This window comes from Bradyrhizobium sp. NC92, from assembly GCF_025200865.1.
Taxonomy (GTDB): Bacteria; Pseudomonadota; Alphaproteobacteria; order Rhizobiales; family Xanthobacteraceae; genus Bradyrhizobium.
The window spans coordinates 4,011,409-4,030,662 of sequence record NZ_CP104171.1 but is presented as its reverse complement, the minus strand read 5'-3'; the positions used below and the strand labels follow the sequence as shown (position 1 = coordinate 4,030,662).

17 protein-coding genes are annotated in these 19,254 nt (G+C 64.9%); 10 read left to right on the top strand and 7 right to left on the bottom strand.

All coding sequences use genetic code 11. From position 1 onward, the window contains the following. Window positions 1-33: 33 nt before the first annotated feature. On the bottom strand, window positions 34-1,224 hold the full coding sequence (locus N2602_RS18795) for an acyltransferase family protein (protein WP_260383536.1): 1,191 nt from the start codon (window positions 1,222-1,224) through the stop codon (window positions 34-36). 192 nt (window positions 1,225-1,416) lie between these two features. Here N2602_RS18795 and N2602_RS18790 point away from each other — a divergent pair, with 192 nt between their 5' ends. Continuing rightward, window positions 1,417-2,253, top strand: coding sequence for a LytTR family DNA-binding domain-containing protein (locus N2602_RS18790; protein WP_260383535.1), 837 nt, complete (start codon window positions 1,417-1,419; stop codon window positions 2,251-2,253). 347 nt (window positions 2,254-2,600) lie between these two features. Then, window positions 2,601-3,248 carry an alpha/beta hydrolase gene (locus N2602_RS18785; protein WP_025036034.1) on the top strand — a complete coding sequence of 216 codons (648 nt, stop codon included), beginning with the start codon at window positions 2,601-2,603 and terminating at the stop codon, window positions 3,246-3,248. A gap of 10 nt (window positions 3,249-3,258) precedes the next feature. Here the strand turns inward: N2602_RS18785 and N2602_RS18780 are convergent, their stop codons facing one another. From N2602_RS18780 to N2602_RS18770, 3 genes are all read right to left on the bottom strand, one after another. Then, window positions 3,259-3,582, bottom strand: a complete 324-nt coding sequence (locus N2602_RS18780) for a multidrug efflux SMR transporter (RefSeq protein ID WP_260383534.1) — start codon at window positions 3,580-3,582, stop codon at window positions 3,259-3,261. A gap of 4 nt (window positions 3,583-3,586) precedes the next feature. Beyond that, window positions 3,587-4,264 (bottom strand): glutathione S-transferase family protein, encoded by a 678-nt coding sequence (locus N2602_RS18775; RefSeq protein WP_260383533.1) that lies wholly within the window; start codon window positions 4,262-4,264, stop codon window positions 3,587-3,589. Between the two features lie 112 nt (window positions 4,265-4,376). After that, window positions 4,377-5,480, bottom strand: coding sequence for an anhydro-N-acetylmuramic acid kinase (locus N2602_RS18770; protein WP_172788684.1), 1,104 nt, complete (start codon window positions 5,478-5,480; stop codon window positions 4,377-4,379). A gap of 166 nt (window positions 5,481-5,646) precedes the next feature. On the opposite strand from N2602_RS18770, the gene tyrS reads away from it, so the two are divergent. From tyrS to N2602_RS18750, 4 genes are all read left to right on the top strand, one after another. Then, entirely contained in the window at window positions 5,647-6,900 is a 1,254-nt protein-coding gene (gene tyrS, locus N2602_RS18765) for a tyrosine--tRNA ligase (protein WP_172788683.1), read from the top strand. A gap of 56 nt (window positions 6,901-6,956) precedes the next feature. Beyond that, window positions 6,957-8,228: an MFS transporter gene (locus N2602_RS18760; RefSeq protein ID WP_260383532.1), complete on the top strand. Its 1,272-nt coding sequence runs from the start codon at window positions 6,957-6,959 to the stop codon at window positions 8,226-8,228. A 221-nt stretch (window positions 8,229-8,449) separates the two neighbouring features. Then, on the top strand, window positions 8,450-8,893 hold the full coding sequence (locus N2602_RS18755; RefSeq protein ID WP_260383680.1) for a DoxX family protein: 444 nt from the start codon (window positions 8,450-8,452) through the stop codon (window positions 8,891-8,893). Window positions 8,894-9,252: 359 nt separating this feature from the next. Continuing rightward, complete coding sequence (locus tag N2602_RS18750; protein WP_260383531.1) at window positions 9,253-10,947, top strand: methyl-accepting chemotaxis protein; 1,695 nt, start codon at window positions 9,253-9,255, stop codon at window positions 10,945-10,947. A gap of 212 nt (window positions 10,948-11,159) precedes the next feature. Here the strand turns inward: N2602_RS18750 and N2602_RS18745 are convergent, their stop codons facing one another. Further along, entirely contained in the window at window positions 11,160-14,966 is a 3,807-nt protein-coding gene (locus N2602_RS18745; RefSeq protein WP_260383530.1) for an AsmA-like C-terminal region-containing protein, read from the bottom strand. 195 nt (window positions 14,967-15,161) lie between these two features. On the opposite strand from N2602_RS18745, the gene N2602_RS18740 reads away from it, so the two are divergent. The 4 genes from N2602_RS18740 to N2602_RS18725 all read left to right on the top strand — a co-directional run bounded on the left by N2602_RS18740 (window position 15,162) and on the right by N2602_RS18725 (window position 18,259). Next, window positions 15,162-15,911, top strand: a complete 750-nt coding sequence (locus tag N2602_RS18740; RefSeq protein ID WP_260383679.1) for a peroxiredoxin — start codon at window positions 15,162-15,164, stop codon at window positions 15,909-15,911. A 111-nt stretch (window positions 15,912-16,022) separates the two neighbouring features. Then, window positions 16,023-17,378 (top strand): M23 family metallopeptidase, encoded by a 1,356-nt coding sequence (locus N2602_RS18735; protein WP_260383529.1) that lies wholly within the window; start codon window positions 16,023-16,025, stop codon window positions 17,376-17,378. A 190-nt stretch (window positions 17,379-17,568) separates the two neighbouring features. Continuing rightward, window positions 17,569-17,865 (top strand): hypothetical protein, encoded by a 297-nt coding sequence (locus N2602_RS18730; protein ID WP_210268499.1) that lies wholly within the window; start codon window positions 17,569-17,571, stop codon window positions 17,863-17,865. Between the two features lie 70 nt (window positions 17,866-17,935). Next, window positions 17,936-18,259, top strand: a complete 324-nt coding sequence (locus N2602_RS18725; protein WP_257187404.1) for a DUF6678 family protein — start codon at window positions 17,936-17,938, stop codon at window positions 18,257-18,259. 112 nt (window positions 18,260-18,371) lie between these two features. Here N2602_RS18725 and N2602_RS18720 read toward each other — a convergent pair whose 3' ends face one another. Together N2602_RS18720 and N2602_RS18715 are read right to left on the bottom strand one after the other, a co-directional pair. Next, a complete protein-coding gene (locus N2602_RS18720; protein WP_172788678.1) occupies window positions 18,372-18,572 on the bottom strand; it encodes a hypothetical protein in 201 nt (66 codons plus the stop codon). Continuing rightward, window positions 18,569-19,009, bottom strand: a complete 441-nt coding sequence (locus N2602_RS18715; RefSeq protein WP_175421760.1) for a hypothetical protein — start codon at window positions 19,007-19,009, stop codon at window positions 18,569-18,571. The genes N2602_RS18720 and N2602_RS18715 overlap by 4 nt, the downstream gene beginning before the upstream one ends. Window positions 19,010-19,254: the final 245 nt, after the last annotated feature.

The following is a 19,254-nucleotide window of genomic DNA, read 5'->3' as shown; positions in this document are numbered from 1 at the left end:
TTGTCGTCCGGCCAATCGGAGCGTGGGCACTCGTCAGGCCGGCTGCCGTTCCACCCTTCGCACCGTTCGCGGCACCGCCCGCAATCCGAACAGCGGCCGCAGCCAGGCAACGCGCCGGACAATTTCATAGGTCGCCACACATGTGAGCGCGGTCCCAGCGATGACAATCAGCGCTTCGGTCCCGGCCGGCAGACCGCTGTCGCGCAATCGATGAGCGATCACGATGATCGCGGTCTGGTGCACGATGTAGTACGGGAAGATCGCGTCGGTGAGATAGCGCCGCGCCGGGCTGTCGGCGGTGAGATGGCGCCGCGCAAACCCCAGAACGGCGGCGATCGCGAGCCATTGATAGCAACCATAGGCCGAGGCCGCGGCCCACTTCAGCGCAGGCGACGGCGCGAACAGGCCGGCGCGTACCAGGATGAAGGCAGAGAAGCAGGCGACGGCCGCCAGCAGGGCCACGAAGCGCTGGCGCTCCAGTTCGCGCCAGATCCCCTCCTGCCGGGCCAGCAGGAAACCGATCAGGAAGGCCGTCGCGTGGTCGGCGTGGTTATACCAGTCGCCGAACAGCGCGTGCGTCGACGGGAAAGCCGGGAACAGCACCAGGCGCCAGGCCGCAAACAGCAGGCAGGGCCCGATCAGCAGCCATGGTCCGGCGAGCATGCCAGCAAGCTTACGGCCAATCCAGTCAGCCCCCGCCGGCCACAGCGCGAGCACGCCGATCAAGGCCATCGTGTAGACCCAGAGATAGACCACGAACCAGAGATGGTTCCAGGTCGGCAACACGATGCACGGGTTCGGACAGAACTGCGGGCCGAAGGCAAAGTAGTGCCTGGTGTAGAAATCGAGGAAGCCGGCGGGATAGCCGAGGCTTTCGACGATCTGGAGATAGGCCTGCGGCGGCACGATCACGAGCATGCCGAAGATGAGCGGGATCAGGAGCCGCGCCGATCGCGCACCCGCGAGCGAGGCCAGGCTGGACTTGCCGAGCATGAAGCGGGTGGCAACCCCGGACACCAGGAACAGCAGCGACAGCCGCCAGGGGTTGAGGAATAGCATCACCGGTTCCAGCCAGGTCAGCCGGTGCGCGCTCTTGATGTGGAATCCCCAGGACACGTAGAGCATGCCGACGTGGTAGAAGATCAAGAGCCCGAAGGCTAAAATCCGCACCCGGTCCAGGTCGATACGTCTTTCCGAGCTTTGGAATTGCTGTGGTGTTGTCATGGTTTTCTGCTCCTTGACGGGACGACGAACGCGGTTTTGGGGCCAGAGCTGACATCGAAAATGGCTGACACCGAAAATGCTCCGTCTGCGGCGCGCGTCGAGCCGGTTTGGGATCAGAATCGGACGCGAGGGGATGAGCCGCCGGCAGCTGGGACGAGTCGCGGGTCTTTTGGGATCAGCGGCGGCGACCGGATGATGTTCGCAGCGATCGCGGCCGTCGCGCTCGCGATCGGAATCGTCAATGCGTTTTCAGGCGCGCAGGACGCGGCCTGGCGTGGCGACAGCTACGACATCGGCCGTCGGCTGTTCTGGGAGATGTCGAGCATCGGCGTCATCCTGCTGTTGCTGCCGATCCTGGTCTTGGCGGTCCGCCGCATGCGCCGGACACCGGGCCTCGCCGCACAGGCGGCAATCGGGGCGATCGCCCTGCTCGGCTTCTCCACCCTCCACATCGCCGGCATGGTCTGGGTGCGGAAGCTCGCGCTCTGGCTCGCCGGCGGCGCCTACGATTTCCGGTTCTCGCTCGCGACGGTCCTGTACGAATTCCGGAAAGACGCCGTGGCCGTTGTCCTGATCGGCGCCACGATCTGGCTGCTCGAAAGCCGGCGTGAGCTGAAGAGGGCCGCGATCGCTTCGTCAGCGCCGCCCGCCCCGCAGCCCCCGTCTCCCGATCTGATCTGGCTGCGTGACGGCACCAGCCGCATTCGCGTGGTGCCGCGCGACATCCTCTGGGTGGCGTCCGCCGGCAACTACATCGAATACAGCCTCGCCGACGGCACCCAGCACCTCATCCGGGGCACGCTGGCGGCGGCGGAAAGCGAGCTGGCGCGCTTTTCCATCGTTCGCGTTCATCGGACCAAGCTTGCCAATCTCGACCGGGTGCGCGGCGTGGACCTCAAGCCGTCAGGAGATTTCGAGCTCGCCTTCGACAACGGCCAGACCCTCGGCGGCAGCCGGCGTTACCGGTCGACCGTCGCCGCGCTCGGAAGCCGAACCGCCCCGGCGGGAAGCGCCACCGGCGATCCATAAACAATCGTGATTCCAATCGGTTGAGCGCTGCCCTCCGGCGCAGCGGGCAACCCCTGCCGGCTCCGGTTGATTCAGGCAGGTCCCGATCCTGGGAGGCGGGCCGGAGATGACAGCACAATGACTGGCTAAGCTGTTGAGCTGATTGAGAGATGTCGAAGAAGCTTGCTTTTTGACCCTGGCCTCGTGTTAGAAGCGCGCGTCAGTTCACCCGCGCGCCACTCGCGCATCATCCGAGGGCGCGCCTCTCCACCTTTCATCCGTGCTCTCGTCGGCGGCAACGCTGCGAGAGCCACAATCGGACGATTGCGCAGGGATCACCTCCAAGGGACTTAAATCAGAGATCATCGATGCCTGAAGTCATTTTCACCGGCCCTGCCGGCCGCCTCGAGGGCCGCTATCACCCGGCCAAGCAGAAGAACGCGCCGATCGCGATGATCCTGCATCCGCATCCGCAGTTCCACGGCACGATGAACCATCAGATCGTGTACCAGTGCTACTACGCTTTCGCGCATCGCGGCTTCTCGGTGCTGCGCTTCAATTTCCGCGGCGTCGGCCGCAGCCAGGGCTCGTTCGACCATGGCACCGGCGAATTGTCGGATGCAGCCGCCGCGCTCGACTGGGCACAGACCATCAATCCCGAGGCGCGCGCCTGCTGGGTCGCCGGCTTCTCCTTCGGCGCCTGGATCGGCATGCAGCTCCTGATGCGCCGCCCCGAGGTCGAGGGCTTCATCTCGATCGCGCCGCCGGCCAACCTCTACGACTTCTCGTTCCTCGCGCCTTGCCCGTCCTCAGGCCTGATCGTTCACGGCGAGAAGGACGCGGTGGTGCCGCCCAAGGACGTCAACACGCTGGTCGAGAAGCTGAAGACGCAAAAGGGCATCGTGATCGACCAGCAGATCATCCCCGGCGCCAACCACTTCTTCGACTCCAAGCTCGAGCCGCTGATGGAAACCATCACGGCCTATCTCGACATGCGCCTCGCCAACGTGCGGTGAAGGCTGCGGCTCAAGCGAGCTTGAGCGCGACGATCCCCATCAAGACGAGCGCGATGCCGGCAAGCTTCATCGCGCTCAAACTCTCGCCGAACAATACGACGCCCATGATGAAGGTGCCGGCCGCACCGATGCCGGTCCAAACCGAATAGGCGACGCCGACCTCGAGCACCTTCAAGGCGCGTCCGAGCAGGAATACGAAAGCAGCAAGCAGCACGAGCGAAATAACGCTCCAGCCTGCCCGCGTGTAGCCTTCCGCGTACTTCATCGAGATCGCCCAGCCGACATCGAGCGCGCCGGCGATCACCAGCAACAGCCAGGCCACGGATTGCGACATGCGCTCAGGCCGCGAGCTTGAGCAGATGCGCGTCGTGGCGAACGAGGAAGGCGCGCAAGAGTTGCGGATAGTCCGCGCCAACCGCGCCGCGCACGCTCGGACGCTTTGCGAGCTCGGCGCGCCAGGCGCGCACCTTCGGCACATCGCGGAAGATGCCGTGCTCGGTCAATTCGTCGAACAGATCGAAATAGCGGAAGACCGGCGCGAACACGGCATCGACGAGACTAAAGGCGTCACCGGCAAAGAACGGCCCCGCGCCGAGCGCGGCCTCGACACGCGCGAACTTTGCGACCAGCGCCTGGCGCTTGCTTTCGAACGTCGCCGCGTCGGTCGTCGTTTCCAGGCCCCAGAGGTCGCCGAGGATCGCCGAGCCGAACTCCATCCAGGCACGGTGCTCGGCCCGCTGCAACGGATCCGCCGGATGCAGCCTGCTGCCTGCTTGCGTCTCCTCGATGTACTCGCAGATCACGTTGCTCTCGAACAGCGCGACCTCGCCCCTCTCGGTCGTCACCACCAGCACCGGCACCTTGCCGAGCGGCGAGAGCTTCAAGAACCAGTCCGGCTTGTTGGCGAGATCGATGTCGATCCGCTCGAACGGCATGCCCTTCTCCTTCAGCGCGATCACCGCGCGCTGCACATAGGGACAAAGCTTGTGGCTGATCAGTTTCAGTGAAGCGGTCATGGCAACGATCCCGGCGGTTAGATGCAACTGCATCAAATATAAATGCAACTGCATCTACCCGTCAAGGTCAATGCATTTGCATCAACCGGGCGTGATCGTCAGGCAGTAATCTTCAGGGCCTGGCAATCACCCCGCCCGTCATCGGCATCGGCACGCCCGTGGTGGCGGGATAGGACAGTGGCAGGCCTTTCATGCCGCGGACGGCGAGAAAGCCGAAGGCCTGCGCTTCGATGGCGTCGGAGGCCCAGCCGAGCGTTTCGGCCGCCTCGACCGTCGCCGAGCCCACCCGCTCCCGCAGCATCCGCAGCATGGTGAGGTTGCGGGCGCCGCCGCCGCAGACGATCCAGCTCCGCGGCCGGCGCGGCAACAGCGGAATGACACGGGCGATCGCGGCGGCGGTGAAGGCGGTCAGCGTCGCCGCGCCGTCGGCCGGCGCCACCTCGCCGAGCCGCAGGGCCGCAAAATCGTTGCGGTCGAGCGATTTCGGCGGCGGGCTTGCGAAGAACGGCAGCTCCAGCGCCCGCGCGATCCAGGCTTCGTCTACCTTGCCGAGCGCGGCGAACTTTCCTTCGGCATCGAACGCCTGGTTCATGGTGCGGTACATGAAATCGTCCAGCAACGCGTTCCCGGGGCCGGTGTCGCAGGCGATCAGCGTATCGTTGCCGTCGATATAGGTGATGTTGGAGACGCCGCCGACATTGACCACGACGATTGGCCCTTCGCGCTCCAGCGAATGGGCGAGCGCGCGGTGGTAGACCGGCACGAGCGGCGCGCCCTGCCCGCCCGCCTCGACGTCGGCGGCGCGGAAGTCGTGCATCACGGGAATGTGGATGGCCCTTGCCAGCGCCGGCGCGTCGCCAATCTGCACCGTCAGCCGTCTTTCGGGCCGATGCAGCACGGTCTGGCCGTGAAAGCCGACAATGTCGATGTCCTCCGCCCTCATCCGGTTCTGGGCGAGGAAGGCCGCAACCGCCTCGGCATGGGCCTGCGTTACCGCACGCTCGGCATCGCCCAGAATGCCCGGGCGGGCGTCGCGTTGCTGCAGATGCACGGCCTCGCTCAGCGCCTGGCGCAGCAGGTTGCGCTCGGCCGGGCCGTAGGGCCGGTAACCGGATGGCCCGAATGCCTTCACCTGCTTTCCGTCGGTTTCGATCAGCGCGACATCCACCCCGTCCAGCGAGGTGCCGCTCATCAAACCGAGTGCCGTCAACATCATGGACCAGCGTCCTCAAGAAACCCGCCCTGGCATGCCGATCTTGTGCCAGAGGGACACATCTTATAATGCCAACGCGCCAAGTGGCGGGCGGCCAATCGGGTTCCCGCGGAAGACCCTTAAATTGCCCCCAAAACGGTAAACCAAGAATTGTCAGGTACGCCGACAGATGACTGCATTTAAATCGGATTTCCTCAACACCCTGCAGGAACGTGGATTCATCCACCAGTGCTCCGATTTCGAGGGGCTGGACGCGCTCGCCGCCAAGGGCGAGGCCACGGCCTATGTCGGCTACGATTGCACCGCCCGCTCGCTGCACATCGGCAACTATCTGACCATGATGATGCTCTACTGGCTGCAGCAGTCCGGCAACAAGCCGATCACGCTGATGGGCGGCGGCACCACCATGGTGGGCGATCCCTCCGGCAAGGACGAGACGCGCGCGATCCGCACCATTGCCGAGATCGAGGCCAACAAGGAATCGATCCGCGGCGTGTTCGCCAAGGTGCTGCGTTACGGCGAGGGCAAGAGCGACGCCGTCATGCTCGACAATGCGGAATGGCTGACCAAGCTGAACTGGATCGAGATGCTGCGCGACGTCGGCCGGCACTTCTCGGTCAACCGCATGCTGACCATGGATTCCGTGCGGCTGCGCCTCGAGCGCGAGCAGGAGATGAGCTTCATCGAGTTCAACTACATGGTCTGCCAGGCCTACGACTTCGTCGAGCTGGCCAAGCGCACCGGCTGCCGACTCCAGATGGGCGGCTCGGACCAATGGGGCAACATCATCATGGGCGTCGATCTCGGCCGCCGCATGGGCACGCACCAGCTGTTCGCGCTGACGACGCCGCTGCTGACGACCGCCTCGGGCGCGAAGATGGGCAAGACCGCGCAAGGCGCGGTGTGGCTCAACGCCGACCAGTTCAGCCCGTACGACTTCTGGCAGTACTGGCGCAACACCGAGGACGCCGACGTCGGCAAGTTCCTGAAACTGTTCACGACGCTGCCGATGGCCGAGATCAAGAAGCTCGAGGCGCTCGGCGGCTCGGAGATCAACGAGGCGAAGAAGGTGCTCGCGACCGAAGCGACCGCGCTGCTGCACGGCCGCGACGCCGCGCGCGAAGCCGCGGAGACCGCGCGCCGCACCTTCGAGGAAGGTGCGCTCGCCGAAAGCCTGCCGACCGTGGAAATTCCGCGCGGCGAGCTCGACGCCGGCCTGGGCGTGCTCAACGCCTTCGTCAAGGCAGGCCTCGTCGGCTCCAACGGCGAAGCGCGGCGCCAGATCAAAGGCGGCGGCCTGCGCGTCAATGATGCGCCCGTCACCGACGAGAAGATGGCGCTGTCGGCAGGCAATCTGACGCCGGAAGGCGTGATCAAGCTGTCCTTCGGCAAGAAGAAGCACGTGCTCATCAAGCCTGCATAGGCGTATGAGCTTTTCACTGCTTGTCAGGGGGCGCCGGAGCGCGCTCCCTGAGGGCAATGGACCAGAACAAGCCTAGGGAAGCGAGCAAGGATACGCACCGTGACGGCGTCGCGGCGACACCGCAAGGCGTCGCGCGCGTCGCGCTCACCGTGCTCGCACTCTGCTTCACGCTGGCCGTGCTGGGCCGCGGGCTCGGCGACAGTTTTACGGTATTCCTGAAGCCGATCTCGGAAAGCTTTGGCTGGGACCGCGCGCAGATCGTCTCGGTCTATTCACTCACCTGGCTTGCGAGCGGCCTTACCGCCCCCTTCGTCGGACGCCTGTTCGATCATTCCGGACCGCGCATTGTCTATGCGCTCGGCCTTTTGCTGCTCGGCGCCGCCTTCCTGATCGCGGCGCACGCGCAGCGCCTGTGGCAGTTCCAGCTCTCGATCGGCCTCTGCGTCGGCGTCGGTATCGCCTTCATCGGCATCGTGCCGAACTCGATCCTGCTCGGCCGCTGGTTCGGGCCGCGCCTGCCGACCGCGATGTCGGTGGTGTATTCGGCGATGGGCGGCGGCGTGCTGGTGCTGCTGCCGGCCTCGCAGCTGCTGATCGATCACATCGGCTGGCGCGGCACCTACCAGCTGTTCGGCTTCGCCGCCTTGGGCCTCCTGGTCCCGCTACTGCTGCTGCCGTGGCGGCTGTTCGCCGCGGGCTCGCCGCATGTCGTGAAGAAGACCGATCCTGATTTCGTCGACAACGGCTGGACGCTGCTCCGCGCGATGCGTCACCACGCCTTCTGGGCGCTGTTCTCGACGTTCTTCTTCACCGCCGTCGGCATGTACGCGATCGCCGCGCAGATCGTGGCGTATCTGATCGATGCCGGCTTCCCCCCGCTCCAGGCCGCGACCGCCTGGGGTTTTTCCGGCGTCGTGCTGGTGTTCGGCATGCTCGGTGTGTCTGCGCTCGACGGCCTGATCGGGCGAAGGCCGTCCGTGCTCTTGAGCTACGCGATCTCGATCCTCGGCATCGCCCTGCTCTGGCTGCTGCAATATTCCCCGAACATGCTGCTGCTCACCGGTTTCATCGTCTGCTTCGGCAGCATGATGGGCTCGCGCGGCCCGCTGATCAGCGCGACCGCGATGCGGATCTTCCAGGGCAAGCGCGTGGGCACCATCTACGGCACGATCTCGATCGGCAGCGGCATCGGCTCGGCGTTCGGCTCCTGGAGCGGCGGCCTGATCCATGACGCGACGCACGGCTACAACGCCCTGCTCGCCTTCGCACTTGCGAGCGTGATCCTCGGAATGATTCCATTCCTGATCGTGCCCGCCTTGCGGCGCTAGGTATCTCAGGGGTAACCTGATCGCATTCGTGTCACCGGAAAATTACGGGTGGGACCGGCACGAATACGCGCAAAAAATGCGGATCGCACGCGGCCGAAACCCCGGCCTGCGGTGTTATGTCCGACATGACGAAAATGTCAGCGCAGAATCAATCTCGGGTGGCTTGCGAGGAGGAACCGAATGCGGTCCAAGTCGCTGCATTGGATGGAGGGCAAACCAAAATGGACTTTTCTTTTCTCTCTCGCTTTCAACCGGTTCTGCTGAGCCTGTTTCGCTTCATCACCGGCCTCTTGCTGTTCCAGTACGGCATTGCCAAGCTGTTCAAGTTCCCGGCTGTGCCGATGTTCGCGAAGGTCGAACTGATGTCGCTCTACGGCGCGGCCGGCACGATCGAACTGGTGGTTGGCGGGCTGTTGATGATCGGCCTGTTCACGCGCCTCTCCGCTTTCATCCTCTCGGGTGAAATGGCCTTCGCCTACTTCATGGGGCACATGTTCAGGGGCGATGCGCCGGTGTTCCTGCCGCTGCTCAATGGCGGTACCGCAGCGATCCTGTTCTGCTTCGCCTGCCTCTACCTGTCGGCCGCCGGCGGCGGTCCGATCAGCGTCGATGCCGCGATGGGCAAGGAGAGCGGCGCAGCCGGCGACGCGTTCGCGCGGCGCTGAGGCGCCTCCAGATCACTTCGCAAGCAGGACGGCACCGGCGGACCCGCCGGTGCCGTTTCAACGCGTCCCCAGCACGTTCCACATGAGAACCAGGGCCGCGACGAGCAGCACGGACATGATGATGCGATGAACGAATCGATTCATTGCGCGTCCGGCTCCACTCCATAGCCACCAAAATCCAAGATCGATTCCCTTCCTCAGATCGGCTGCAGCCCGCCGGCAGAGCAATTTGCCTGCACCATTGCGCACACGCCTGCGAACGCTGTCCGCGCGGCAGGCCGTCGCATATCTCCATTCATGATTGGTAAGAACTTCATGCTACCGCTGCGAGCAATAACAACCATTCCGTAGGGGCTGTGATGAAGCTGCTGAGCCATCTGAAGATCCGCACCAAGCTTGCCAGCATGGTCTGCCTTGCGGCGCTCACCCTCACAGCCATCATCGGCGTATCGGCCGTGCTCAGCAAGAGCCGCATGATGGAGGACCGCGTCCAGCAGATGCGGACCGCCGTCGAGCTCCTCTACAACTACGCCCAGGCGCTCCAGGACGAGGTGGCCGCCGGCAAGCTGACGCAGGCCGAGGCCAAGAGCCTGTTTCACCAGCGCGGCCGTCGCATGAACTTCAACGGCAACCAGGGCTATCCGGTGGTGTACAATCAGGACGGCTCGCTCGTCGTGAACGGCGCCAATCAGCAGCTCGAAGGCAAGATCACCGGCGCCAAGGATTCCAACGGCGTGCTGATCGCCGACGCCATCATCAAGGCCGGCAACGAGACCGCGCAGGGTGGCGTCACCTCCTATCTCTATCCCCGTCCGGGCCAGACCGAGCCGCTCCGCAAGACCGTGTTCGCGCGCAAGTTCGCGCCCTGGAACGTGACCATCAGCTACGGCCTCTATGTCGACGACATCGACGCCGACGTGCGCTCCTTGACGCTGGAGCTTGCTGCGGTCGGCGTCGGCCTGATGCTGCTGATGGCGGCGCTGTCCTGGCTGATCGCGCGCGACGTGCTCGGCGCGCTCGATCGTCAGAAGAACCGCATGCAGGCGATTTCCGAAGGCGCCATCGACAAGCCGGTCGAGGAGACCGACCGCGGCGACGAGATCGGCCGCATGGCCGAGACGCTCGAAGTCCTCAGGCAGACCGCGCTCACGGCCCGCACGCTCGAGGCCGAGCAGGTCGCGGCCAAGGCTCGCAGCGAGCAGGAGAAGCGCGAGGCCCTGATCGCGCTTGCCGACCGCTTCGATGCCTCCGTCGGCCAGCTCGTCGGCCTGATGGCCTCCGGCTCCGGTGAATTGGAGACCACCGCCAAGTCGATGTCGTCGACCGCCGAGGGCACCAACCGCCGCGCCGCATTGGTCGGCTCGGCCGCCAATGAGGCCAGCCAGCGCGTCCAGACCGTCGCCTCCGCCGCCGAGGAGCTCTCCTCCTCGATCACCGAGATCAGCCGGCAGGTCGCGCAATCCGCCGAGGTCACCGGCCGCGCGGTGGACAGCGCCCGCCGCACCGACACCATCGTGCGCGCGCTGTCCGACGGCGCCCAGCAGATCGAGCACGTCGCCGAGCTGATCTCCAACATCGCGGCGCAAACCAACCTGCTCGCGCTCAACGCCACCATCGAGGCGGCCCGTGCCGGCGAAGCCGGCCGCGGCTTTGCCGTCGTCGCCTCCGAGGTGAAGTCGCTGGCGAGCCAGACTGCGGAAGCCACCCGCGAGATCGGCGACAAGATCGCCCAGATCCAGGGCGCGACCAAGGAAGCGGTCGATGCGATCGGCGGCATCACGGCCACCATCGAGGAGGTCAGCCGCATCGCCACCTCGATCGGCGCAGCGATCGAGGAGCAAGGCGCCGCCACCGCCGAGATCGCCCGCAGCGTTTCGCAGACCGCGGAGGCGACCAAGGAGGTCACCACCAATATCGGCGGCGTCTCTACGGCGGCGAACGAGACCGGCAACGCCGCCGGCATGGTGCTCACGGCAGCCAGCAACCTGTCCAAGCAGGCCGAGCAGCTCTCCGGCGAAGTCGGAACGTTCCTGAAGGGCGTGCGCGCGGCGTAGGCTGCGCTTCACCTCTCCCGCTTGCGGGAGAGGTCGGCGTTCCGGGCGATGCGAAGCATCGTCCCGCACGCCGGGTGAGGGCTTTCTCCTCATCGGGAGTCTCTGCGGAGGCACCCTCTCCCCAGCCCTCTCCCGCAAGCGGGAGAGGGAGCGCATCCTACTTCATGGCTGCAATCGAATCTGACCGCGATGTACGACCGCGGACCCCGCTACTACCGCCGCGCGACGGTGCACCCGCTCGACAGCTGGCGCGTCGATCCGGTCGAGCCGTCGTTCGACTGCGACGGGAATTCCTCGAACGGCGAGTTCTGCTTGCCGGTGTTGAACTCGAAGATCTTGCGGAACAGGCCCGGCGCCATCGCCGAGATCGGATTGACGCGCATCACGGGCGCGGCCGGCGTACCGACGACCTCGTAGGTCACGCCGATCAGCCCCTCATTGTTGCCGCCGCCGAGAAAGATGCCGAACAGCGGGATCTGGCCGAAGATGTTGTTGACGCCGTACATCGGCACGAAGGTGCCGCTCATGCACACCTGGTTGCCGGGATAGTCGATCGAGCCCTCGATGGTGGCGCCGATCATCGGCCCCTTGACCACACCGTCGCGGATCGTGAGCGCGCCGTTCTGCCGGGTGAACTCGGCGCGCAGCGCGCTGAAGGAGACGCCATTCCCGGTGCCGTTGGGGGCGCCGGCGGCCACGCGCTCGAGCTGCGCCTCGCCCTTCACGGTGAAGTCGCGCACGTTGATGAGTCCCTCGCGCGCCGTGTTCGGCTCGGAAGACGGCGGCTCCATCGCCACCACCATCTGGCCGCCGACCGCTTTGGTGTAGGTGTCGGTGAAGCGCAGCAGCGCGCCCGCGTCATTGGTCTGCAGGTAGATCACCTCGCGGTTGCCCTGGGCGCGGCCACCGCGCAGATCTGCCGCGACAGGCGTGTCACGGCCGATCTTGCCGCTCAGCGTGAGCGCCTTGATGGCCCCGTTGCGCTTCGACATCTTGGCGTCGACGCTGCGCATGGCCTCGCCGTTGAAGCCCGCGACGGCACCGAGCTTCACGTCGATGTCGAAATCGAGATTCTTCAACTTGTTCTTGTCGTCCTTGGAATTGCCTGAGATCGCCGATTTCAGGAAGCCGCGGCCGTCGAAGACGTCGCCACGCATGGTGCCGCGCACCACACCGTCCTGGCTGCGCTCCACTCTGAGCGAGGCCTTGTCGCCGTCGGACGGCGCGTAGGTCGGGAAGTTCGCGTTCACGAGATCGCCGTTCGCGTCGAGCTCGAGCGAGCCCTTGATCGAGGCGCCGCCACCTTCGATGACGATGTCCTCGAAACGCGTCGATTGCGCCGTCGGCACAACCTTGAAGCTGGCCTTGCCGGACTTGCCCGGCAGCTTGACCCAGCCGGGCAGGATGTTGTCGAGCCGGACCGAGGTCAGGTCGGCCTCGACGCCGAGCTTCGTCGTCTGATCCGCACCGCTCGCGATCTTGCCCGACAGCTTGATCGGCAACGATCCGCTGACGGCAGGGCTGAGATCGAAGCCGAGCCGCGAGCGGCTGGCATCGTCCAGCGTCGCCTGCAGCCTGACGTCCGCGTCGCCCTCGGCCGGCTTGCGATAATCGAGCGAGGCCGCCTGACCGTTGATCTTGACGTCGCCCTTGACCTGGTAGCCCTGGTTGTTGGCCGATATCTTGAGGTTGTTGGCTTCCAGCTTCTGGTTCATCACCAGCTTGTCGGCGGCAAAGCCGTTGAGATCGGCGGTGACCGCATAGGTGGTGTCGGCCTTGGTCAATTCGCCCTTGACCGGCATGCCGAGCTGGATGTTCGCCGCGAACGTTCCCTTGCTGGTGTTGGGATCGACGACGGTCGCCGACAGGTCGCTCAGCCGATCATTGGCGAGCATTTCGGCGGCCGCAGGCACCGGGCCCTCGACACGGAATCTGCTCCGCGACGGCGACGGCTTGGGCGCCATGTCGGGCACTTCGAACACGAAGTCGGAGATGGTGACCTTGCGGCCCGCGGGCGTATCGGCAATGCCCTGCCCGATGTTGACGGTCGCGGTGCGCCCGGTCACGCGCGCCTTCAGATCCGCATCGCGCACCACCGGCATGCCATCCACGGGCCGGACCGCAACGCCGCTCGCCACGATATTGACCGACAGGCCGTCGTCCGGAATGGGTGGGCCCTTGCGCGGCAGGTTCCTGGTCGGCGAGTTGACGCCGATCTCGATGCGCTGAAGCGTTCCGCGCTCGATCCTCTCGATCACCCATTCACGCAATTCGGGGACGATCAGCGTCGGCCACATCCGCTTCAGGGCGGAGGCCGACATCGGCGTGCCCGCAAAACCGAGGGTCAGCCGCGGCTCGCCCGAATAATCGAGCGCGCCGGTGCCGGCGACGCCGATCTCGCCGTTGGAGACGTCGGCCTGCGTCAGCAGGATGCGCTTGTGGTCGGTGTCGAAGCGGAAGCCGATCGCAATGCGGTTGAAGACGAGCGGCGGCTCGTTGTCGATGCCGCCGAGCAGGATCGAACCGCCGCTGAAGCCGAGCTGCCAGTCATTGGTGGTGCCGTTGGGCGGCTCCAGATGCGCCAGCAGCGTCAGGCGGTTCGCGCCGGAGAGAATCTTGAACGGCGCGACCAGCACCCGCCGGTTTGCATCCCACTCGACATTGATCTCGGCCGAGTCGATCGCCATGGGGTAGTCGGGCGTGTCGGTGTCGATGATGTTGCCGGCGCCGACCGCGATCTTGCCGCGGAAGAAGGTCGGCACGCCGTCGCGGCCGAGCTCGCCCTTGAGCTCGCCCGTGAGCGGCAGGTCGGCGGTATAGGTGAGATCCTTGACCCGCAGCGCCAGCAGGATGTTGGAGGTCGAGACCTTGTCGGCCTTGATGTCGACCGAGCGCACGCCGTTCTCGGCCGGGCCGATCGTGGCGCGCAGCATCCACGGGCGCGCGCCCTCCTCGCCGAGGCTGAGCGCGACGCCGCCGCGGCTCGGCCGGCGCAGGCTGAGCGTGATGTTCTCGAACGACCATTTGCTGCCGCGCTGCTGATCGTCGACGATCAGATTGCCGTTCTTCAGGCCGATCTCGTTGAGGTTCTGGCCGTCGAGGCCCGTCATGCTCAGGCTGTCGAGCCAGTCGAGGCCCTGAAGGATGCCGCTCTGCGCGGTCGCCTGCGGTGCGGCCTGCGAGGCGTCCGGGTTCGCAGGCGCGGTCGCGAATGGCGGCGGAGGGACGCCGCTGCGCGGGAATGTCGGCGGCAGGCCCGCGTCCTTCTTGGACGCGACACCGGTCGCCAGCGGCTTTGCGGTGTCGCCGGCGGACACGGTGACGGTGCCGTCTGGCGCAATGCGGATGGCGAGCTCGGCATCGACGAGGTTGAGGCTCTCGGCCCGCAGGTGGCCCATCAGGAGGGCCGCACCCGACAGCTTCACCTCGGCCTTCGGCGCGCTGGCGACGACGGCATGATCGCGGTCGCGAACGATGATGTCTCGGATGCGCACGGCGATGCGGACCCGCCCGGCACGCTCGATCTGCGTGCCGCCGACCTCGACCGTGTTGCCGTGGCCGATATTGTCCTCGATCGCGGCTGCGAGCCAGGGCGTTGCGATGTCCAGGTTGATGGGACCGGCGCCGAGCCGCCACCACAGCGCACCGAAACAGCCGACGAAAATGACGATGATGGTGGCGATGACCACGGCCGTGCGCTTCAGCCAGCGCCCCCCACCCGCCCGGCGGCGCAACGCGCCGAATCCGTCACCGATGCGGAGGAAGCCCGAACCGGAACGCGCCAGCAGCCGGCGTGCGCGATGGCCCGCCGCCGCTTCCTGATCCGGATCCCAGTCGGCGTCGTCCCATTCCTGCGGCTCAACTTGGCCGCCGCGCCGATCAAGATCCCGGTTGTAGTCCTGGGGCGACGTATTCCTTGCCATTGCTTCTCGATACAGGCGCCCGTCATAGGATTGAGCGCCGCCGGGACCGCAGCCGTTCGCGGGAAGTGACGCTCCCTGCGCCGGCACTGCCGCCATACCTCGAATATTCCTGCTGTTCGTCATTTCGCCCCGGGAGCGCGTTCAACGAGCAGTGGGGTGGTGCGTGGAATTCCTTGTAACCATACTCCGGCGTCGTCAGACTTGCCCAGCCAAGGGCGCGATTCCGGCTCGCCAGACAAGAGCTGCAATACCGCTTCGGTTGACCTGCCGAAAGCGTCGAAAGGAAGGCGTATGTCCAAGAAATCCCGAAAGAAATCGTCCAAAACGCCCTCCGGCAGTCCGACCGCCAAAAAGAAGACCGCAAAAACGCGGGCATCCATCCAAACAAGGTCCGCGAAAACGCAGCGGACACCGGCACGCAAATCAGCCGCGACCATAGCAAAAGCAGGATCACATAAGGCCGCATCGAAACAGTTAAAATCCTCCAAATCGGCCTCCTCTCCGGCTGCGGCCAAGTCCGGCTTGAAGTCCGGCTTGAAGTCCGGCTTGAAGTCCGGCTTGAAGTCCGGCTTGAAGTCCGGCTTGGCGGAGGGCCAAAAGGCCCCCGCCTTCAGCCTGCCGCGGGATGGCGGCGACGTGGTCACGCTGGCGGATTATGCCGGGCAGAAGCTGGTCCTGTTCTTCTACCCGCGGGCCGACACGCCCGGCTGCACCAGAGAGGCGATCGACTTCACCCGCCTGGCCGACGCCTTCGCCGCCGCCGGCACTGCGGTGCTCGGCATCTCCGCCGATCCGTTAAAGGCCCAGGAGAAGTTCCGCGACAAGCACAAGCTCGGCGTTCCCCTCATCTCGGACGAGACGCACGAAATGCTGGAGGCCTATGGCGCCTGGGGCGAAAAGTCCATGTATGGCAAGAGCTTCCTTGGGATTCTTCGCACCACGATCCTGGTCGGGACCGACGGCAAGGTCGCGCGGATCTGGCGCAACGTCCGTGTCGACGGCCATGCCGACCAGGTGCTGGAGGCGGCAAGGAGCCTTTAACCAATCCTTTCAATTCGCGCGTTCCCATTTGCGGAAAATTAACCATGACCGGCCCAGATTGCTGCGGCAATTGAGCCGCAAGGAACCCATCCGACCGGCGCGGGAGTGCCGATGTCGAAAAGTTCTGCCCAATACTCGCAGTACCCCCAACATCATCCCCACGACCACGGACGGGCCTTCCAGCGTCGCCTGGGTGTCCCGGCGCCGGCAACCGCGATTCCCCTGCCCGCCCCCGACGATGCCTACACCATCGTTCATGCCGGCAAGCAGGTCCGCTTCGGGCCTGTGGTGTTCTGGATCGTGGTCGGCACCGTGGTGCTGCTCGGGCTGTGGTCGGCTGCCACTGCCACCTATTTCGCGTTCCGTGACGACGTCCTGACCCGGCTGATCGCCCGTCAGGCCGAGATGCAATACGCCTATGAGGACCGCATCGCCGAGCTGCGCGCCAAGGTCGACCGCACCACCAGCCGCCAATTGCTCGACCAGGAACAGTTCGACCAGAAGCTCGACCAGATCATGAAGCGCCAGACGGCGCTGGAGTCCCGGGCCACGGCGCTCGGCGCCATGCCCGACGTGACCGGCTCGATTCCCCGCGCCGCCCCGCAGCGGAGCGATGCAAGCCCGAGCACGCCCAAACCGTCGCCGATCAGCGACACCGTGATCTTCGTGGCACCGCCGGATCGCGAAGCGCGCCTCGAATCGCGCGCGCCGAGCGTCGTGGCAGCGCCAACCAGCCAGTTCGCCAAGAACCAGGGTTTCGACAACGTGCTGGTCCGGCTCACGACCTCGCTTGACCAGGTCGAGCGTCGCCAGATGGCGGCGCTCAGTGCCGTCGAGGAAAGCATGGATTCGCGCATGCGCCGGATGCGCAGCGTGGTCAGCGATCTCGGCCTGAACCTTTCCCATCTCGAAGCCGCCGTGCCGCGCAGTGCGATGGGCGGACCGTTCGTTCCCGTCAAGCTGACGGCGAATGCCGGACCGTTCGAGAAGCAGCTCTATCGCATCCACACCACGCGCGCCGAGATGGACCGTCTCAACCGCACGCTGGCGCTGGTGCCCTACCGCAAGCCCGTCATCGGCGAGGTCGAGTTCACCTCGGGCTTCGGTGTGCGCAGCGATCCTTTCCTGGGTCGGCCCGCGATGCACACCGGTCTCGATTTCCGCGCCGCCAGCGGTGACCCCGTCCGCGTCACCGCCTACGGCAAGGTGGTTTCCGCCGGCTGGTCCGGCGGCTATGGCCGCATGGTGGAGGTCGATCACGGCAACGGGCTTTCGACCCGCTACGGCCATCTCTCCGAGATCAACGTCAAGGTCGGCGAGGTCGTGAAGATCGGCCAGGTCATCGGCCTCGTCGGTTCGACCGGCCGCTCCACCGGCCCGCACCTGCACTACGAGACCCGCATCGAAGGCGAAGCGGTCGATCCGCAGAAATTCCTGCGCGCCGGCGTGCGGCTCAGCGCGGGCTAGGTCCGCGCGGCCGGTTGTTTACTGACTCCGCTGGTGGCCGACCTCTCCGGTGATGACGTTTGAGATAGTCGGGTCTGCCCCTGATAGCCGACATATCCTCGGCCGCGGGACGCGGCAGCCATGGGCCAATAGGCGACGTTGCGGCCTGTCGTGATAACCTTCGACGAAATTTCGATAGTTCGGAGGACCAGTGATTCAGGATTTGATGTCGATAGCTGATGCCGTTTCTGACGAGCAGGGTTTCATTCGACTTCTGCGAAAAATGGCATTCGATCGGGGGGATGAGCAGCAGAAGGAATTGGCGGCCCCAAGCTCGCCATACGGACCCGGAGCTAACGGCTGGGAAAATGGTTCGATAGAGGCTTTTTTGGAAGCTGCGGCGGCCTGGGCCGAAGCGACGCAGGACACGTCCGGTCTTGAGGCAAAGGCGCCTGATATCTGGCGTCGTGCAGCGAAGATCATTGTCGCGGGAGCATTCTATGAATGATCTCACCGAAAGCGCAATGTCCTGATATGAAGGTTAGGCTGCTGACGAGGCGAACCTACCGGAGATAAGAGTGGCTGAACTTCATCCTGTAATGAACGATACAAAGTGGAGAGAATTGCGGGATGCCATGTACGCTATTGGATCGGCAACAATCTATCGAATTATGAGGGTCAACGGATATTACTCAAATCCGGACGCCGAATGGTTCTATCACTTCCAAGAAGGCGGATACGACGACATTCGGTATGTCGATATTTTCGCGACCGACCAGCCTCACCGCCAACAGGTTGGAAGCGCCCTCAAAAAGATCCATCTGCCCGCAGTGGAAACCGGTGATGGCTTCCGCGTGTACGGGTACGTCTTGCCGGGACAAGCCGTCGATTATCTAGATTGAGGGCCGCCTCGGGTCAGACGCCGAAATGCTCTGGCCCTTAGAACATGTCCACTCGGACCCCAGCAGCCGACATCGGCAGTCTAAAGCCCGCGGTATCCCGCGGGCTTGAGCTTCAAGAGTTCGATACGCGGGTCAATCGCCGAATATTGCGCTGATCCTCGGCCTCCGGTGAGACCGGCTTGGTTGGCGAGGCGTCCACCAGCGCCGGACTCTCAGGCTTGTAAGCAAGTGCGTCGGCGATCCATCGCGGCCATTCGGGTTTCGGCCCTGGTTCAACCCGCGTTTGAAGCAACTGCTGAAGTATATCGCTCATGCCTGCTCCTGCGACTCCAGCCAAAGCTCTTCATAATCGGCATCCTCATCGCGCACCCCGCCGAGGCTGCCAAGCACACTGATCGGTGCTCGCACGCTCTCCTCGATATGTGCCTCCATCGTCACGTCGTCGCCGGGATGCACGATCACCCGTTCGATGCGGTGCACGAACCTTATGGGGTTCTCGTCTTCGCTCGCAATCGGCTGCAACGGCTTGCCCCATCCCCGATCGAGAATGGCGTTGGCAGCCATCACACGGGCATGGGCGGGAGCGTCCTTGTTGCGCACGATCTGCACGAGGGTCTTGATGGCGACATTCGTGTGAGTTCGCGCCAAGGATTTGATCTCGGTTAGCGTGCGCTGCTTTAGAGCGCGGCGGGCCGCCGCCCTCGCGAGAGCATTCTGGGAAAGAAGGTTGTAGTTCACCACTTCAGTCATTTGGAAAATCCGTCTGAAATTTACTCCGATCATCCTGGATCGAGACGCAAAAAACCCGCGGCGGGAGAACCGGCGCGGGTGCAAACAAACTCGTCTCGATGATGCTATTCTGCCAGTGTTTTGCCCGACGGGTCAATGCCAATCGGCTCCTGCAAGCGACTTCTTGCTCTACCATCGAGTGGATTGGACGGGCTTAGGCTAGCCGGCAACCGAATGTCCATAAAGGCACCGTCCGACAGTTGGTG

Coding starts and splice junctions, on each gene's coding strand:
- N2602_RS18740 (WP_260383679.1), top strand. CDS start 15,162: ATGTCCAAGAAATCCCGAAAGAAATCGTCCAAAACGCCCTCCGGCAGT.
- N2602_RS18750 (WP_260383531.1), top strand. CDS start 9,253: ATGAAGCTGCTGAGCCATCTGAAGATCCGCACCAAGCTTGCCAGCATG.
- N2602_RS18720 (WP_172788678.1), bottom strand. CDS start 18,572: ATGAGCGATATACTTCAGCAGTTGCTTCAAACGCGGGTTGAACCAGGG.
- N2602_RS18745 (WP_260383530.1), bottom strand. CDS start 14,966: ATGGCGGCAGTGCCGGCGCAGGGAGCGTCACTTCCCGCGAACGGCTGC.
- N2602_RS18785 (WP_025036034.1), top strand. CDS start 2,601: ATGCCTGAAGTCATTTTCACCGGCCCTGCCGGCCGCCTCGAGGGCCGC.
- N2602_RS18780 (WP_260383534.1), bottom strand. CDS start 3,582: ATGTCGCAATCCGTGGCCTGGCTGTTGCTGGTGATCGCCGGCGCGCTC.
- N2602_RS18715 (WP_175421760.1), bottom strand. CDS start 19,009: ATGACTGAAGTGGTGAACTACAACCTTCTTTCCCAGAATGCTCTCGCG.
- N2602_RS18755 (WP_260383680.1), top strand. CDS start 8,450: ATGGACTTTTCTTTTCTCTCTCGCTTTCAACCGGTTCTGCTGAGCCTG.
- N2602_RS18775 (WP_260383533.1), bottom strand. CDS start 4,264: ATGACCGCTTCACTGAAACTGATCAGCCACAAGCTTTGTCCCTATGTG.
- tyrS (WP_172788683.1), top strand. CDS start 5,647: ATGACTGCATTTAAATCGGATTTCCTCAACACCCTGCAGGAACGTGGA.
- N2602_RS18795 (WP_260383536.1), bottom strand. CDS start 1,224: ATGACAACACCACAGCAATTCCAAAGCTCGGAAAGACGTATCGACCTG.
- N2602_RS18790 (WP_260383535.1), top strand. CDS start 1,417: ATGATGTTCGCAGCGATCGCGGCCGTCGCGCTCGCGATCGGAATCGTC.
- N2602_RS18760 (WP_260383532.1), top strand. CDS start 6,957: ATGGACCAGAACAAGCCTAGGGAAGCGAGCAAGGATACGCACCGTGAC.
- N2602_RS18735 (WP_260383529.1), top strand. CDS start 16,023: ATGTCGAAAAGTTCTGCCCAATACTCGCAGTACCCCCAACATCATCCC.
- N2602_RS18770 (WP_172788684.1), bottom strand. CDS start 5,480: ATGATGTTGACGGCACTCGGTTTGATGAGCGGCACCTCGCTGGACGGG.